13 protein-coding genes are annotated in these 16,169 nt (G+C 42.5%); 4 read left to right on the top strand and 9 right to left on the bottom strand.

Annotation, left to right across the window (positions count from 1 at the left end):
- Positions 1–242: 242 nt before the first annotated feature.
- Entirely contained in the window at positions 243–1,559 is a 1,317-nt protein-coding gene (locus SNE25_RS06475; protein WP_321564281.1) for a sugar MFS transporter, read from the top strand.
- 372 nt (positions 1,560–1,931) lie between these two features.
- Here the strand turns inward: SNE25_RS06475 and SNE25_RS06470 are convergent, their stop codons facing one another.
- From SNE25_RS06470 to lpdA, 3 genes are all read right to left on the bottom strand, one after another.
- On the bottom strand, positions 1,932–2,372 hold the full coding sequence (locus SNE25_RS06470) for a sterol desaturase family protein (protein WP_321564280.1): 441 nt from the start codon (positions 2,370–2,372) through the stop codon (positions 1,932–1,934).
- Between the two features lie 30 nt (positions 2,373–2,402).
- Positions 2,403–3,044: a redoxin family protein gene (locus SNE25_RS06465; protein WP_321564279.1), complete on the bottom strand. Its 642-nt coding sequence runs from the start codon at positions 3,042–3,044 to the stop codon at positions 2,403–2,405.
- 124 nt (positions 3,045–3,168) lie between these two features.
- A complete protein-coding gene (gene lpdA / locus SNE25_RS06460) occupies positions 3,169–4,572 on the bottom strand; it encodes a dihydrolipoyl dehydrogenase (RefSeq protein ID WP_321566206.1) in 1,404 nt (467 codons plus the stop codon).
- Between the two features lie 208 nt (positions 4,573–4,780).
- On the opposite strand from lpdA, the gene SNE25_RS06455 reads away from it, so the two are divergent.
- The 3 genes from SNE25_RS06455 to SNE25_RS06445 all read left to right on the top strand — a co-directional run bounded on the left by SNE25_RS06455 (position 4,781) and on the right by SNE25_RS06445 (position 9,104).
- Positions 4,781–6,460: a M1 family metallopeptidase gene (locus SNE25_RS06455; protein WP_321564278.1), complete on the top strand. Its 1,680-nt coding sequence runs from the start codon at positions 4,781–4,783 to the stop codon at positions 6,458–6,460.
- A gap of 21 nt (positions 6,461–6,481) precedes the next feature.
- The gene (locus SNE25_RS06450) at positions 6,482–8,152 is read left to right on the top strand and encodes a M1 family metallopeptidase (protein ID WP_321564277.1); all 1,671 of its coding nucleotides are present in this window, start codon (positions 6,482–6,484) and stop codon (positions 8,150–8,152) included.
- 214 nt (positions 8,153–8,366) lie between these two features.
- Entirely contained in the window at positions 8,367–9,104 is a 738-nt protein-coding gene (locus SNE25_RS06445) for a head GIN domain-containing protein (RefSeq protein WP_321564276.1), read from the top strand.
- A gap of 138 nt (positions 9,105–9,242) precedes the next feature.
- On the opposite strand, the gene SNE25_RS06440 is transcribed toward SNE25_RS06445, so the two are convergent.
- The 6 genes from SNE25_RS06440 to atpH form a co-directional block, all read right to left on the bottom strand.
- Complete coding sequence (locus tag SNE25_RS06440) at positions 9,243–9,968, bottom strand: DUF2490 domain-containing protein (protein ID WP_321564275.1); 726 nt, start codon at positions 9,966–9,968, stop codon at positions 9,243–9,245.
- Between the two features lie 31 nt (positions 9,969–9,999).
- Positions 10,000–11,025, bottom strand: a complete 1,026-nt coding sequence (locus tag SNE25_RS06435) for a hypothetical protein (RefSeq protein ID WP_321564274.1) — start codon at positions 11,023–11,025, stop codon at positions 10,000–10,002.
- 7 nt (positions 11,026–11,032) lie between these two features.
- A complete protein-coding gene (locus SNE25_RS06430) occupies positions 11,033–12,769 on the bottom strand; it encodes an ArnT family glycosyltransferase (protein WP_321564273.1) in 1,737 nt (578 codons plus the stop codon).
- A gap of 230 nt (positions 12,770–12,999) precedes the next feature.
- Positions 13,000–13,884 carry an ATP synthase F1 subunit gamma gene (gene atpG / locus SNE25_RS06425; protein ID WP_321564272.1) on the bottom strand — a complete coding sequence of 295 codons (885 nt, stop codon included), beginning with the start codon at positions 13,882–13,884 and terminating at the stop codon, positions 13,000–13,002.
- Positions 13,885–13,971: 87 nt separating this feature from the next.
- Positions 13,972–15,546, bottom strand: coding sequence for a F0F1 ATP synthase subunit alpha (gene atpA / locus SNE25_RS06420; protein WP_321564271.1), 1,575 nt, complete (start codon positions 15,544–15,546; stop codon positions 13,972–13,974).
- 34 nt (positions 15,547–15,580) lie between these two features.
- Positions 15,581–16,126 (bottom strand): ATP synthase F1 subunit delta, encoded by a 546-nt coding sequence (atpH, locus tag SNE25_RS06415; RefSeq protein ID WP_321564270.1) that lies wholly within the window; start codon positions 16,124–16,126, stop codon positions 15,581–15,583.
- Positions 16,127–16,169 lie beyond the last annotated feature (43 nt).

Genomic DNA, 16,169 nt, shown 5'->3' with positions numbered 1-16,169 from the left:
TAAATGTAAGCGTCCGAATTTCGGAATTTAATTTGAATTGAAAACATTTACCCAAATCAACCCTCAGATGTTTTTTTTCGATCCCTCACCCTTATAAAATGGTGGGAATCTAACTAAACAGTCAAAAAAATAAGGGTTATTGAAATTATTTCCTTAAATTTTTCATTTCAGCAATATAACCTATCAACTTTTTTAATTATTTTAGAAACTTAATTAAGTTCTTAACATTTTAACTAAAAGAAATGACAGCCATTAGCACTTCCGAAAAACTACCCCTCAAAAAAACAGCTGTAAACCCTATTATCATTATAGGTGCTTTATTTTTCATTTTCGGTTTTGTAACCTGGCTAAATTCTGTGTTGATACCTTATCTGAAAATTGCCTGTCAGCTTAACAACATCGAGTCGTTTTTAGTGGCAAGCGCCTTTTACATAGCCTACCTGCTGATGGCCAAACCATCGGCGTGGCTGCTTAAAATATTTGGCTTTAAAAACGGAATGGCCGTTGGTTTAGTTATCATGGCAATAGGCGCACTGATATTTATTCCCGCGGCATTAACCCGCACGTATGTTATTTTCCTGCTCGGTTTGTTTGTACAGGGTTCGGGCTTAGCAGTTCTGCAATCGGCCTCAAACCCATACATCACTATAGTTGGCCCACCCGAAAGTGCTGCAAAGCGCATCAGTATTATGGGTATTTGTAATAAGTTTGCCGGTGTACTGGCCCCGCTTGCATTGGGCGCTGTTGTATTAAAAAACATTGATGCTTTTACAGCTAACCTTGCCACACTGAGCGATACAGAAAAGATAAGCGAACTTAATGAGTTGGCCTCACGCGTTATATTACCCTATGTACTTATTGTAATTGTACTGGCGATACTGGCGGTACTGATCTATTTCTCGGGTCTGCCCGAAATTAATACCGATCATGAGGACGAAACCGTAGCCGCCGCCAACTCTGGCAAAACCAGTATATTCCAGTTTCCACATTTAATACTGGGCGTAATAGCTCTGTTCCTGTATGTTGGTGCCGAGGTTATAGCCGGCGACTCGATCATTAACTATGGAATGGCGCACCATATCCCGTTGTCTACTGCCAAATATTTTGCCTCTGGTACGCTTGCCTGTATGGTTATAGGTTATATTGCCGGTATTTTATTTATTCCCCGTTATATTTCGCAGCAAAAAGCACTGGTATATTCGGCTGCGTTGGGTGTAATTTTAACGGTAGCAGCATTACTTGTGCCTAAATATGCTTCGGTAGCTTGCATAGCGCTTTTAGGCTTAGCCAACTCTTTAATGTGGCCGGCTATATGGCCGCTGGCATTATCGGGCCTGGGCAGGTTTACCAAAATAGGTTCTTCTTTATTGGTAATGGGTATAGCCGGCGCAGCTGTTTTCCCGCCTATTTACGGTTTCCTGGTTGATAAGACCAAAGGGAGCGCCGGTCCGGAAATGGCCGCGCAATCATCATACTGGATATTGCTTCCTATTTATTTGTTTATCCTTTATTTTGCCACAATAGGTTATAAAAAGGGTAAGCATGTGGTAGCGGTGTAGAAATATACAGCCAATCTTACAATCATTTTTTATTAGAATTCTTCTCCTCGTCAGCAGGCAAGCTTCGGCTGAAAGCAGACAGAACATGGTGGGCTGTGCGGTTGCAGGGGCATAGCAAGTTTTTGCTGAAGCGATGTCTGTGCGAACGAAGTAGGGCAAAATAATTGCAGCCCGTGGTTCTGTCGGCTTGCAGGGTAAAGGTCTTGTGCGGCAAAGAAGCATTTCTGCTGGCTTGATTTTTAGTTACTTTGTATCAAGACAAAGTAACAGCCTGAGCGGCAATTGAGCGCTCTGCGATAGACATTATTCGCCCTGTACAGCATAGAGATTGCTTCGTACCTCGCAATGACACAACTTAAAATAATAGGTTAATCACTTCTTAAACCATTTCCTGCTCGCCACGAGCAACCCAAACTCTTCCGAAGGATTTTTCTGCATGGATTTATGATGGATCTTATGCGCCCTGCGGATGCCCATCAGGTAGCGGTTATTGCTTTTAAAAGCTTTAAAGCGGTTGTGAATAAACCAGTCGTGAAAAATAAAGTAAATAATACCATACATGCTGATGCCGGTACCTATCCAAAATGGATAATCAAGGTTGATATGCCCAATCCACATAAGCCATAAGGCAAACGCAGCAAAGCCGATGCTAAAAATATCGTTCAGTTCAAACCAGCCGTGCCTTTCCTGATGGTGCGTTTTATGGATAAACCACAGCGGCCCGTGAAACAAGTATTTATGCATAGCCCAAGACAACGCTTCCATTACAGCAATGGTAAGTAGTACAATAGCTATATTTAATAATATATTCATTTATTAACGGCCAGTCTTTTTACCTTCATATTATTTTGCGGCCAATGATGGTTTTATAGCACTTTCTATGTCTCCCATGTTAACATTCTCATTTCCATCATATCCCGTTTTCTGTAAAATCAATTCTCCTTTTTTATTAAAGATGGTCACCGTAGGATAACCTACAAAATCCAACTGCGCATCCGGGCATTTGGTTTTATCTGTTGGAGCAAAACTTTCCAATTGTTTTCCTACATGATTAACTTTCGAGTCGCAACCTTCTATAAAATATACAGGCAACTTAAAATCCTGCCGCTCGCTAAAAAACTGATATGACTTTACATAATTAGCCATTGATGTATCCTGGGCTATAAACTTTTTAACGACACCACTGTCTGTACGACATAGAGTTATAAAACAAAAATCTTTATTATTAAGGTATTTGGCGTACAGCTTGTGCAGCATGCCCATTTCTATAAAACATGGCGGACATGGTATAAACCAGGAGTCAATAAACAATACTTTGTTTTTACCCAACTGCTTTAAGGTAGTATGCTTACCATGAATATCGTAAACATCAATATCAGGTAAATATTTAAGTTGTTGCTTTTTAGTAATACTATTTTGCGCCCTTCCCACAGATGCCCAAAACAATATGCATATCAGTATGCTACAATAATTCATTCTTTTCATAACTAATAATTTAGTTAAAAGTAAGCTGTACTAAAGCAAAAAGCAAAAAAAAGCAGAAACAATCTTAATTGTTTCTGCTTCAACATTATTTACTTCGATATTCTAATTTAAAAAATCCGAAATCTTAAATATGTATCGGTCTGTTTTCAGTAGCCGCTAAACATGCTTCGCGCATAGCTTCAGTGTAAGTCGGGTGAGCATGGCTCATACGCGAGATATCCTCGGCGCTCGCACGGTATTCCATGGCAACTACAGCTTCGGCAATCATATCCGCAGCACGCGGTCCAATCATGTGTACACCAAGTATTTCATCAGTAGCAGCATCAGCCAGTACTTTAACAAAACCATCCAGATCACCGCTTGCACGCGCACGGCCGCTTGCTTTGAACGGGAACGATCCTGTTTTATATTTTACCCCGGCTGCTTTCAGTTGCTCTTCGGTTTGGCCTACAGCCGCAACTTCTGGCCAGGTATAAACAACACCCGGTATCAGGTTATAATCAATGTGTGGTTTCTGACCCGCTATAATTTCGGCAACAAGCGTTCCTTCATCTTCCGCTTTGTGGGCAAGCATGGCGCCTTTAATTACGTCGCCAATGGCGTAAACACCTTTAACACTGGTTTCCAGGTGATCGTTAACGGTAATTTTACGGCCGCGTTCTTCAACGGTAAGACCTATCTTATCTAAGCCTAAACCATCGGTATAAGCTACACGACCAACAGCCACCAGACAATAATCGCCTTTCAGTTCTTTTTTCTCGCCTTTAGGGGTATCAAAAGTTATGGTAACTTCTTTGCCCTTAACGCTGCCGCCTGTAACTTTATGGCCCAGGTAAAACTCCATACCAAGCTTGGTAAGTACCTTTTGCAATTCCTTACCCAGTCCTTTGTCCATAGTTGGGATAATACCATCCATAAACTCAATCACAGACACCTTAGAACCTAAACGGGCATAAACCGACCCCAGCTCCAAACCAATAACACCACCACCAATAAGCACCAGGTGCTTAGGTATTTCGGTAAGCGACAAAGCTTCGGTTGAGGTGATGATACGTTTTTTATCAATCTTTAAAAATGGCAGTGCCGATGGTTTTGAACCGGTAGCAATGATCACATTTTTGGTAGTGATCTCGGTTTCGGTACCATCATTCTTTTTTACAATGATGGTATTTTTATCTTTAAATGAACCCACACCAAAGTGAGTGTCAATTTTGTTTTTCTTCATCAGGTAGCTGATACCGCTGGTGTTGGCATCAACAACTTCCTGTTTGCGTTTAACCATCTGGCCGAAATCAATTTTCAGGTTGTCCAGATTTATACCATGCGTTTTAAAGGCATGGGCAGCATTATGGTAATGTTCAGACGAATCAAGCAGGGCTTTTGACGGGATACAGCCTACATTAAGACAAGTACCGCCAAGCGTGGCATATTTTTCAACGATAGCGGTTTTTAAACCCAGCTGGGCACAACGTATAGCGGCTACATACCCACCCGGGCCCGAACCGATAACGATAACATCATATTGCATAGTAGTGTATTTTGTGGTTGGCAAAGTTAATGGTTATTAGGCTATTATTTTATAGATATATGGTCAAAATTCACAATACTTATCTACCCAGATTTAGGTACGGGCTCACCCCTAAAGGGGGATATTTGCAGCGTTAATATTGAAAAGTAATATAACTGCAGCAGATTTACTACATTTAAGTATATTTTTATTTGACTGATCCTTACCAATGAATCATTTACCACTCCCCAAATTGCATTATCAAATAATGCTCCTGCTGGCAGTTATATTTCTGCCTGCCATTACCAAAGCACAACTCATTGAACCTAAAGAAACCTTTACCCATGCCGATACGCTGCGCGGCAGCCTTACACCATTACGCACTTGTTACGATATTAACTATTACCACCTTGATGTTAAGGTAAATATTGATGAAAAGGCATTGAGCGGCAGTAACCAGTTTAAGTTTACCGCCACGCAGGATTTTACCAAATTGCAGTTTGACCTGTTCGCCAATCTGAATGTTGACAAGGTAGTGTACAAAGGCAAAACCCTGCCTTATACCCGTGATGCCAATGCGGTATTTGTTACCTTTCCGAAAACCATAACCAAGGGCAGTAAAGATGAATTTATGGTATATTATTCCGGGCACCCAACTATTGCTAAAAACGCTCCCTGGGATGGCGGACTGGTATTTAAGAAAGATTCATTGGGCAAACCCTGGGTGGCCACTGCCTGCGAGGGTGTAGGCGCCAGCATCTGGTGGCCAAATAAAGACCACCTGAGCGATGAGGTTGACAGTATGATGATCAGCATCAGCGTACCTAAGGGATTAAAAGATGTATCCAACGGTCGCCTGCGTAAGGTTACCCCGCTGAAAGACGGCTACACCCGGTTCGATTGGTTTGTGGCCAACCCAATTAATAATTATGACGTAGCGGCCAACATTGGCGATTATGTACATTTTGGCGATACCTACATGGGCGAAAAAGGAAAGTTAACCATGGACTACTGGGTATTGCCCGCCAGCCTTGAAAAGGCAAAAAAACAATTCACTGCCAATGTAAAACCAATGTTAAAAGCCTTTGAACACTGGTTTGGCCCGTATCCTTTTTATGAGGATGGTTACAAACTGGTAGAAACCCCGCATTTGGGTATGGAGCACCAGAGCGCTACCGCGTATGGTAATCATTTCCTGAACGGTTATTTGGGCTATGACATGTCGGGCACCGGCTGGGGAACAAAGTGGGATTATATTATTGTGCACGAAAGCGGCCATGAATGGTTTGGCAACAATATTACCGGTAAAGACCTTGCCGATATGTGGATCCACGAAAGCTTTACCTGCTATTCCGAATCATTATTTATTGAGGATAACTGGGGCAAAAAGGCAGGTCAGGAATATAACAAAGGGCTTAGAACAGGCATATCAAACGACAGTCCTATTGTTGGTGTTTATAATGTAAACAAAGAAGGTTCCGGTGATATGTACCCTAAGGGTGCGGTATTGCTTAATATGGTACGCACCATTATTAACGATGATGAAAAATGGCGCACTATATTACGCGGACTTGGCAGTACCTTTTATCACCAAACGGTTACTTACGATCAGGTGGTAAATTATATCAATGACCAGTCGGGCAAAAACCTGCTGCCTGTTTTTGATCAGTACCTGCATTATAAAAACCTGCCTATACTGGAGTTTGGCGTAAGAGAAGGTAAGCTGGTAAGTCGCTGGATAGCTGATGCTAAAGATTTCACGATGCCGGTACTGGTACGGGTTAAAGGTGGAGAGTATAAATTCATTACACCAACAACCCGCTTTACCCCAGTTGAGGTTGAAGGCGCAACCAAAGATAATATTGAGGTGGATACTTTTAATTATTACATAGGCCTACTGATTGATTAGGAATAACAATACAGAAATTACATGCGGAACAAAAACTTATACATTTATACACTCTCCTTTTTGCTGATCGGTGTTTGTTCATTACCGGCAAAGGCTCAACTTGGCGCTGCCCGTGAGACATTCACCCGTGCCGATACCCTGCGGGGCAGTTTATCACCCTTACGAACCTGTTACGATATTAATTATTACCACCTTGATGTTAAATTTGATATCGACCAAAAATTCATCAGCGGCAGTAACCTGTTTAAATTTACCGCCACGCAAGACTTTACCAAACTGCAGTTCGACCTTTTCGCCAATCTTAAAATTGAAAAAATAGTCTACAAAGGTCAGGAACTTCCTTATACCCGCGAGTTTAATGCCGTGTTCGTTACTTTTCCCCAAACCATAACCAATGGCAGCAAGGATGAATTTACCGTATTTTACTCCGGTAATCCAACCATTGCCAAACGCGCCCCATGGGATGGCGGCGTGGTATTTACAACCGATTCTTTAGGTAAGCCCTGGGTAGCTACCGCCTGCCAGGGCGTAGGGGCCAGTATCTGGTGGCCAACCAAAGACCATCAGTATGATGAGGTTGATAGCGCGCTCATCAGCATCAGCGCACCCAAAGGTTTAAAGGATGTATCAAACGGTAGGCTACGCAAAGTGACTAAATTAAAGGATGGCTATACCCGGTTCGACTGGTTTGTGGCCAACCCCATCAACAACTATGATATTGAAGCCAATATTGGCGATTATGTGCATTATGATGGCACTTACGAGGGCGAAAAAGGTAAATTGACCATGGACTACTGGCCTTTAAGCTATAACCTGAACAAGGCTAAAAAACAGTGGAACGAAAACGCTACCAAAATGCTAAAATCGTTTGAGTATTGGTTTGGTCCTTATCCGTTTTATGAGGACGGCTACAAACTGGTAGAAGCACCCCACTTAGGCATGGAACACCAAAGTGGTACCGCTTATGGCAATCACTATAAAAACGGTTACCTGGGCCGCGACCTTTCAGGAACAGGCTGGGGCTTAAAATGGGATTTTATCGTGGTACACGAGAGCGGGCATGAATGGTTTGGCAACAACATTACGTCCAAAGATGTTGCCGATATGTGGATACATGAAAGCTTTACCAATTATTCTGAATCGTTATTTGTAGAAACCTATTATGGCAAACAGGCCGGGCAGGAATATGTGCATGGCACCCGTATGGCTATCCAGAACGACCGGCCTATTGTAGGCCCGTATGGTGTTAACCGCGAAGGCTCGGGCGATATGTATTATAAAGGCGGCAACCTGCTAAACATGGTGCGTACTATTATTAATGATGACGAAAAATGGCGGGGTATACTGCGTGGCCTTAATAAAACATTCTATCACCAAACCGTTACTTATGACCAGATTGTGAACTACATTACCGAGCAAAGCGGTAAAAAGCTGTTTCCTGTTTTTGATCAGTATCTTCATTATAAAAACATCCCGATACTGGAGTTCACCAGTTTTAACGGCAGAACGCTTTGCCGCTGGACCAACGCTGTTAAAGATTTTGCCATGCCGGTGCGGGTAAAAGTAAAAGGCGGCGACTATACATTCATCACCCCAACCACCCGCCTTACGCCAGTTACCCTGGCCGGTGCCACCAAAGATAATATTGAGGCAGATACTTTTAATTATTACATAGGGGTAATGGTGAATTGAGTTGTATTAAGTTAAAAATCATTTATATTAAGTGGTCATGCCGAACTTGTTTCGGCATCCCACATGCTAAGTTGTATAACATACGGACTAAATCATCCTGTGAGATACTGAAACAAGTTCAGGATGACAGCTAAACTATTTATAAATTTTATTTCAAAAAAACTGCAACCTATAACCATAACGTGCGTCTTATATACAATCAATTATCTTTAACATGAAACTATTAACCTCATTACTACTGGCCGCCGCACTTGCAACAGGCGCTGCCGATTATACTTTAGCCAAAACAAACCCGGTTGTTAAAACCATAGATCAAACTACGCAGGACCGTCATTTATCCGGCTTTCATGCTGTTGATCTGGCGGGTTCTTTTGATGTTTATATTACCCAGGGATCCACCGAATCGGTAAAGGTGGAGGCTCCATCTGATGTGATAGACCGCATTATTACCGAGGTACAGGGTGGCGTTTTAAAAATACGCAGTAAAAAAGACACCAATTGGGGCGGTTGGAACTGGGGCAACAAAAAAGTAATAATTTATGTTACCGCTAAAGACCTGAACAGCGTGGGTGTAACCGGCTCTGGCGATATTTATTTTAAAGACGGCATTACTACCAACTCATTAAAATTACAGATCACCGGTTCGGGCGATATGTTGGGCAAAGTGAGTGTAAAAACGCTGGAAAGCAAAATATCAGGCTCAGGTGACATGAAGCTTTCAGGCCGTGCCGATGAATCAATGGTAAGCGTGGTGGGTTCAGGCGATTTTACCGCCCGTGAGCTGGTTACCGTTAATACCGCCGTACGCGTTGCCGGTTCCGGCGACGCCGTAGTAAATGCCAGCGATAAAGTTGAAGCCTCGGTTAGTGGTTCGGGAGATATCCATTACACCGGCGGTGCCAAAAACATCAGCAGCTCCAAAGCAGGCAGCGGAGATATTTCAAGACTGTAGACCTCACCCTGCCCTCTCCAAAGGAGAGGGTTCTGGATTAGCAAATAATCAAAAACAAAAGAGCGATAAGTCAAACTTATCGCTCTTTTGTTTTTTAAAGTCCTCTCCTTTGGAGAGGATTTAGGTGAGGCTGAGGCCTTAAAACCTTGTATAAAACGCCAGCTGCGCCACATGATTTAGCGTATAGCTTTCAGCCTGTTTAATATATTGGTTAAGGTAACCGGTTTCTACATCGATCATTTTGCTGATGCGGTAGCCCACTGCTACGTAAGCGCGGTTTTGGTCGAAAAAGTGTTTGTTCACCTTATTTTTATGCTGAACATTTACAAATACTTCGTTCTGTAAAGCCAGGAAAGGGCCTTTGCTAAATACTGCCGAATCATTTTTAAAAGGGATCACGCCCCTTGCAAAATACCTGAAACGCTGCGCAAAATACTGATCGTTTTTGTCAGATGCAGTTTTACCCAAAAAGCGCTGCTCTAAACGAAAACGGTGCGATACTGCTATGCTTTTTCCCATTTTGTGAGAGTAAGTATATTGCTGCCATATACGGTGCTCAGGCCTGAAGGTTTTATCGCCATCGGCGGTGCGGCCATTGGTATGGATATATGCGTATCCTAACGCAGCAACCTTGTTTTTAGCAAAGTAATAATTAGCTCCCGGGCGAAGCAGGGTATGTTTTAAATAACTTAATTCATCATGTGAACGAAATTGCCCGTCAAAAGAATAACCCCAGTGTTCAGAAAGTTTCTGGGTGTGGAACAGGGCTGCCCATCCCGAAAATTGGTTGTCCTGTGCAAACAGCTTTGCAGGCACTATAAATACTAAAACAATAAGAAGTGCTAATTTTTGTTTCAACTGCATGGATGTATGTATTTGTTAAGGTTAATTATTATTAATCTTTAAATCGTACTAATGTTTGGCGCCCCAAATCAAACGTTACCCTGAACGCTTCCTGGTTGCTAAAATAACCGGGGGTTTGGTGCAAACTTAAAATAAATTGTCCTTTTATACGCTTGTATAAGAACGGAGTGTATATTAAATCCATGCGATTATAGGTTTTCTTTTCAAAAAACGAATCGCCGTAAATAATATGGCTGCCCTGACCTTTATAAAATTCATCAAACAAAGCAAACCGGTGCCAGCCTAAATAAACACTGGCCACAAAACCAGCCGGTTTCTGAAAACCATCAACACCACGCGTGCGCTCAAATGACATCATCCCTCCTGCCTCAATACTTAAGGAATCTAAAATTGTCTTATGGCTAAAATCAAGGCCTAAGCGTATCTGACCACCGCCGTTGTCCTGTATATGATCATTAGGTATGGCTATCGCGGGACCTGCATCATGCATCAGCAAAAAGTAATGCGATACATAAAAAGGGCCGAATAACGATGGACGGTACTTACCCGAAAACCCAAATAAAAACTGCTCACGGTCGGTATCGGTTTGACGGCTTACCCAGTCAATCCAGCCGGTTTCTGTAAAATGCTCGTTGGTATAACGAGCAAGCAAACCCTGAACATTTGGACGGTAATAACGCAGCGTATCGTTCAGCAAAGCACGGGGATAATCGCTCAGCAAACCTTCGCGCGGGAAAGCACCGGCATTAAACAGCCAGTTTTTACCGGTATAACTGTAATAGGCTACCGGATCAACTTTTAAAAAATACGGTTGGGCACCAAATTCATGTATGCCGTTAACACCCACAATAAAGTGGTGCACGCTATCAATGTTCAACCCCAGATCAAGCGCTGTGCGAACACCCGAATAGGTACGCGACCGCAGTACAAAATCCTTATACTCACGGTTATCCAGAAACCCCATTCCGTTAAAATGGATATCAAGGCTGTTCTGAGCCAAAGCAGCCGTACTGCTTATAAAAGTAATAATTGCTAATAGGTATAGTTTTTTTAACATGGTTTTTTTATTTAACTGTCAAATTAGTAAAGCCACTGTTCCTGCTCCCTGCGAACGGATCCGTTCGCCAGGAGAAAAACAACACGTAGCTGCCCTTTTTTTGAGGGGCTTTAAATGTAAAATTATAATGTGTCTGTCCGCCAGGTGCTATAGGCGGCAGGTTATAAATATCGTTCGGTGCCGACTGTATCTCAACAATATCAGCACCCAGATAAAAACAAACCTCAACCGTAAGATGGGGTTCATCCTGTTTATTACTGAAATCAACGGCAAAAGGATATGGATTGGTAATGGTTAAACCAACTGTTTGCTGTTGTCCCGGCGCCGATGTAATATTTACAGGCGTAGTCTCACATATCAGTTTTTGATAGGTACGCGCATTTTTAACCCAGCCTCCGTACCATTTTCCGGCGGTGGCCGACGTGTTGATGCTATCTACAGATACATTAGGTATTTTATCCTGCGTAAGATAATATACATCGGTGTGTTGCAGGCTATCCTCAAATGGCCACATATCAAACTGCGTGGTGCGGTAAAACCGCGAATCGTACCCAAAACCTTTTAGTGAGTTGGTATAAAAACAATATTTTGAAGGATTTTGGTATTCATCCTTCATCAGCACATAATGATTCCCGGCTTTCGCCTGAACCGCCTTTGCCCAATCCCTGAACCCATAATAGCTGGCCAGCTGGCCGTTTTGCTTCAGGAATGAAAACCCGGCCACCAAACACAACCTAAAAGCAACTATGAGCACTATGTTAACTACCGCCAGCCGGTAAAGCCAGGTTTGACTAAACTGTTTTTGCTTTAAATTAATAAGCGCCAGCATAATCAAAGGCACAAAGGCTATCAGCGTATAATGTGGCTGTACATTTACTTTTAGTGTGTTCAGATAAAAGAAAATAAAAACACCGGCGGCATTAATCATGAGGGCACGCATAAAGGCGTCCTGTATTTTAGCGGTAAAAGCCTTGTAAAATATAAACCAGCTAATGAGCGGTCCGCCTATAAGCAACTGTGCAGCCAGGAAGGTAAAGCCATAAGTAATATCAAACCCGCCGCCATTACGTTCAAATAAATTAAAATTTACAGCAGGGAAATTATGATGATACTGCCACAGTATATGCGGCACAAATAAGGCCAGGGCCAAAACAGCTATCAAATAAAACGAACCCCGTTTGAGCAGTTTCAGATTTGACAGCAAGGTGAAACCGACGAGCAAAATGCCGTGATATTTACTGTACATTAAGCAAGCCACAACTACACCCAGTATCAGCGCCAGCAACCAACTGTCATGATCAAGATATTGCTGATAAAAAAAGTAAAATAAAACGGCAAAGAACAACAGCGGCGCATCGGGGGTGGCGGTAAAGCCGTACACATGAAATATCAATATGCCAGCCATAAACAGGACAAACCATTTGGCGCTTACAGCATACCGGCGCAACATAAGCCATATCAGGTAAATAGCCAGCGTGCTCGACAGCAGGGTGATTAAGCGAGCTCCGAGTTCATTATGCATAAGGGTATCGCCAATACGGATAAATACAGCCACCATTGGCGGGTGGTAATAAAAGCCCCAATCCATCATGCGCGAAAAAACCCAGTAATAGGCTTCATCGGCATGCAATTCAAGGGTAGCCGCCTGGAGTATATTTAACGCCGTCCACAACAATAAAAAATAAATAACGGGACGGCTGTATTTTACCGGGTCCTTTGCATTATTTAACGTGTTGTGCTGCATTTATAATGTTAAAAATTGAATTGGCAAAGGTATGATAAAAGATATAAGGCATAAAGCGTTCGTAATCATCATTAAGTAAATTGATTAAATAATTGGCAGGATTGACGCAATGCAGATTAAAAGTTCATGAACAGATCCTTCGCTGCGCTCAGGATGACAGGAAATGTTTATTAAACAAAAACGGCCTTCTCTTGAGAGAAAGCCGTTTCATATAAAAAGTAATAAACTACTTAGTTTGATGACAATGCCGCGGCACCGCTCACAATTTCGGTAAGCTCGGTGGTAATGGCTGCCTGACGGGCCTGGTTGTACGAAAGCTTAAGGGCTTTCAACAGGTCGCCCGCGTTTTCGGTAGCCTTATCCATAGCTGTCATACGGGCACCATGTTCAGACGCGTTTGAGTCTAAAACGGCCCGGTATAACTGTATCTTAATATTTTTAGGAATCAGCTGTTCTACGATTTCCTCTTGTGACGGCTCCAGTATGTAGTCAACATTAGCGGTTTTTACCTGCTCTTGTTTTTCTGGCTTTGGCACAGGCAGCAATTGCTCTGCAATTAAGTATTGCACCGCCGCGTTCCTGAAGTGGTTATACACCAGCTCAACGCGGTCAAAATCACCGTTAACAAAGCCTTCCATAATACTTTCGGTAATTTTAGAAGTATTTCCAAAGTTAAGGTCAAGGTACAGATCGTTATTGTTACCAATCACGTTGTATTTGCGTCTTTGGTAATATTCCTGGGTCTTTTTACCGATAGATATTATTGAAACATTGCCTGCTGCTAACTGCTTGCTGTATTTTTCGGCAATAAGATTGTTGGCCGTTTTAATAACGTTCGCGTTAAAAGCACCTGCCAGGCCACGATTTGATGATACTACAACCACCAGTACACGCACAGGCTCGCGCTCCTGCAGATAAGGTGATGAGCCATCCTCTAAACTTGCCGACAGGTTAGCCAGCAATTCCTTTAGCTTATTGGCATAAGGACGCAATTGTACAATAGCATTTGTAGCACGTTTCAACTTAGCCGCCGAAACCATTTTCATGGCCTTGGTAATCTGCTGGGTTGAGGTTACAGACGATATCCTGTTTCTTACTTCTTTTAAATTAGCCATTCTTTGTTATGGGGTTCGGGTTGCCTGTTACAAGTCGCGGGAACTAATATTTCTCACGCAACTCGTAACTCGCTACCCGTAACTAAATTAATATCTTGCTGCCAGATCTTTGGCTACTGATTCCAGTACGCCGGTTAGCTGATCGTCAAATTTACCTGCTTTAAGGGCAGCTAATACTTCCGGGTGACGAGCTTCTAACTGATCTGTAAATTCTGTTTCAAACTTCCTGATATCTTTTACAGGTACATTACGCATCAGGTTTTTAGTACCCAGGTAAATAATGGCAACTTGTTTTTCAACAGTTACAGGAGAATACTGACCTTGTTTCAGGATTTCCACGTTACGCACACCTTTATCCAGTACGGTTTTGGTTGAAGCGTCAAGATCTGATCCAAATTTTGAGAAAGCTTCAAGCTCGCGGTATTGAGCCTGGTCAAGTTTCAAAGTACCTGCAACTTTCTTCATTGATTTGATCTGCGCATTACCACCCACACGTGATACCGAGATACCTACGTTAATGGCCGGACGAACACCCGCGTTAAACAGGTTTGATTCCAGGAATATCTGACCATCGGTAATTGAAATTACGTTGGTTGGAATATATGCAGATACGTCACCCGCCTGTGTTTCGATAATTGGCAAAGCGGTTAATGAACCACCACCTTTTACGATACCTTTGATAGACTCAGGTAAATCATTCATTGCTTGTGCGATAGAATCATTTGAGTTGATTTTAGCGGCACGCTCTAATAAACGGCTGTGCAGATAAAACACGTCACCAGGATAAGCCTCACGGCCCGGTGGACGACGTAATAACAATGATACCTCACGGTAAGCAACAGCTTGTTTTGACAAATCATCATAGATGATCAAAGCAGGCCTTCCGGTATCACGGAAATACTCGCCGATAGCAGCACCCGCAAACGGAGCAAAGAACTGCATGGTTGCAGAATCTGAAGCGTTTGCAGCTACAACGATAGAATAAGGCATGGCGCCGTTTTCTTCCAGTGTACGTACAATGTTTGCTACCGTACTTGCTTTTTGACCGCAAGCAACATATATACAGATAACCGGTTTACCGGCATCATAAAATTCTTTTTGATTGATGATGGTATCGATACAAACAGCGGTTTTACCTGTTTGACGGTCACCGATTACCAGCTCACGTTGACCGCGGCCGATAGGGATCATCGCATCAATAGCTTTGATACCGGTTTGCAATGGCTCAGTTACCGGCTGACGGTAGATAACACCTGGTGCTTTACGCTCCAAAGGCATTTCATAAGTTTGACCGGCGATTGGGCCTTTACCGTCAATTGGGTTACCCAGGGTATCCACAACACGGCCAAGCATACCTTCACCTACATTGATAGATGCAATACGGTTGGTACGTTTTACGGTATCACCTTCCTTAATATCGTCAGATTTACCTAACAATACCACACCCACGTTATCTTCTTCAAGGTTAAGAACGATACCTTGCAATCCTGTGCCAAATTCTACAAGCTCACCTGATTGTACTTTTGTTAATCCATAAACGCGTGCAATACCATCACCCACCTGGAGTACAGTACCCACTTCTTCTAATTCAGATTCTGACTTGAAGCCTGCCAATTGCTGACGCAAAATTGCCGATACTTCGTCTGGTCTTACCTCTACCATTGTTTAAAATTTATTTAGAGTTTTAGTGTTAATATTAAACCGCCTGTCCGGCAAATTCTTTCTTTAATTTCTTTAAGCTTGCTGCTATGCTGGTATCAACCTGCCTGTCGCCAACTGTTAGCACAAAACCACCAATTAATGATGGATCTGTTTTTGTTTCCAGTACTACCGTGCCACCAACAGCTTTTTGCACTTCAGCAATGATAGTTTTCTCATTAGCTGCCGATAATTTGGTAGCCGAAGTAACTTTAGCCTTAGTGATATGCCTTTTGATATTATACAGGTTAATGTACTCGTAAGCGGTAGTGAACAGAACCTCGCCGCGGCCTTTGTTAACCATCAGTTTAAAAAAAGCAATAGTAGCTTTATTCACTTTACCTGAAAATACCTCATCAAGTATCTTTACTTTTTTGGTATGGGCAATAATGGGATTGCTTAAAACAGCTTTAAGTTCAGGGCTTGCCTTCAGGGTATTCAAAAAAAGATCCATATCGGCTTTAATTACATCAACAATATCCTGCTCCTGTGCAAGGTCGATAAGTGATTTGGCGTACCTGGATCCTACTGTTAATTCTGACATATCTTTTTATTTGGGAATTGGGATTTTCGATTTCGGATTTATC

It is taken from the genome of Mucilaginibacter sabulilitoris (assembly GCF_034262375.1).
GTDB lineage: Bacteria > Bacteroidota > Bacteroidia > Sphingobacteriales > Sphingobacteriaceae > Mucilaginibacter > Mucilaginibacter sabulilitoris.
This window is presented reverse-complemented; position numbering and strand designations above follow the sequence as displayed.

Excerpts from the sequence above, each read along its gene's own strand:
- SNE25_RS06445 (WP_321564276.1), top strand. The coding sequence starts at position 8,367 with ATGAAACTATTAACCTCATTACTACTGGCCGCCGCACTTGCAACAGGC.
- SNE25_RS06430 (WP_321564273.1), bottom strand. The coding sequence starts at position 12,769 with ATGCAGCACAACACGTTAAATAATGCAAAGGACCCGGTAAAATACAGC.
- lpdA (WP_321566206.1), bottom strand. The coding sequence starts at position 4,572 with ATGCAATATGATGTTATCGTTATCGGTTCGGGCCCGGGTGGGTATGTA.
- SNE25_RS06455 (WP_321564278.1), top strand. The coding sequence starts at position 4,781 with ATGAATCATTTACCACTCCCCAAATTGCATTATCAAATAATGCTCCTG.
- SNE25_RS06440 (WP_321564275.1), bottom strand. The coding sequence starts at position 9,968 with ATGCAGTTGAAACAAAAATTAGCACTTCTTATTGTTTTAGTATTTATA.
- SNE25_RS06435 (WP_321564274.1), bottom strand. The coding sequence starts at position 11,025 with ATGTTAAAAAAACTATACCTATTAGCAATTATTACTTTTATAAGCAGT.
- SNE25_RS06475 (WP_321564281.1), top strand. The coding sequence starts at position 243 with ATGACAGCCATTAGCACTTCCGAAAAACTACCCCTCAAAAAAACAGCT.
- atpA (WP_321564271.1), bottom strand. The coding sequence starts at position 15,546 with ATGGTAGAGGTAAGACCAGACGAAGTATCGGCAATTTTGCGTCAGCAA.
- SNE25_RS06450 (WP_321564277.1), top strand. The coding sequence starts at position 6,482 with ATGCGGAACAAAAACTTATACATTTATACACTCTCCTTTTTGCTGATC.
- SNE25_RS06470 (WP_321564280.1), bottom strand. The coding sequence starts at position 2,372 with ATGAATATATTATTAAATATAGCTATTGTACTACTTACCATTGCTGTA.
- SNE25_RS06465 (WP_321564279.1), bottom strand. The coding sequence starts at position 3,044 with ATGAAAAGAATGAATTATTGTAGCATACTGATATGCATATTGTTTTGG.
- atpG (WP_321564272.1), bottom strand. The coding sequence starts at position 13,884 with ATGGCTAATTTAAAAGAAGTAAGAAACAGGATATCGTCTGTAACCTCA.
- atpH (WP_321564270.1), bottom strand. The coding sequence starts at position 16,126 with ATGTCAGAATTAACAGTAGGATCCAGGTACGCCAAATCACTTATCGAC.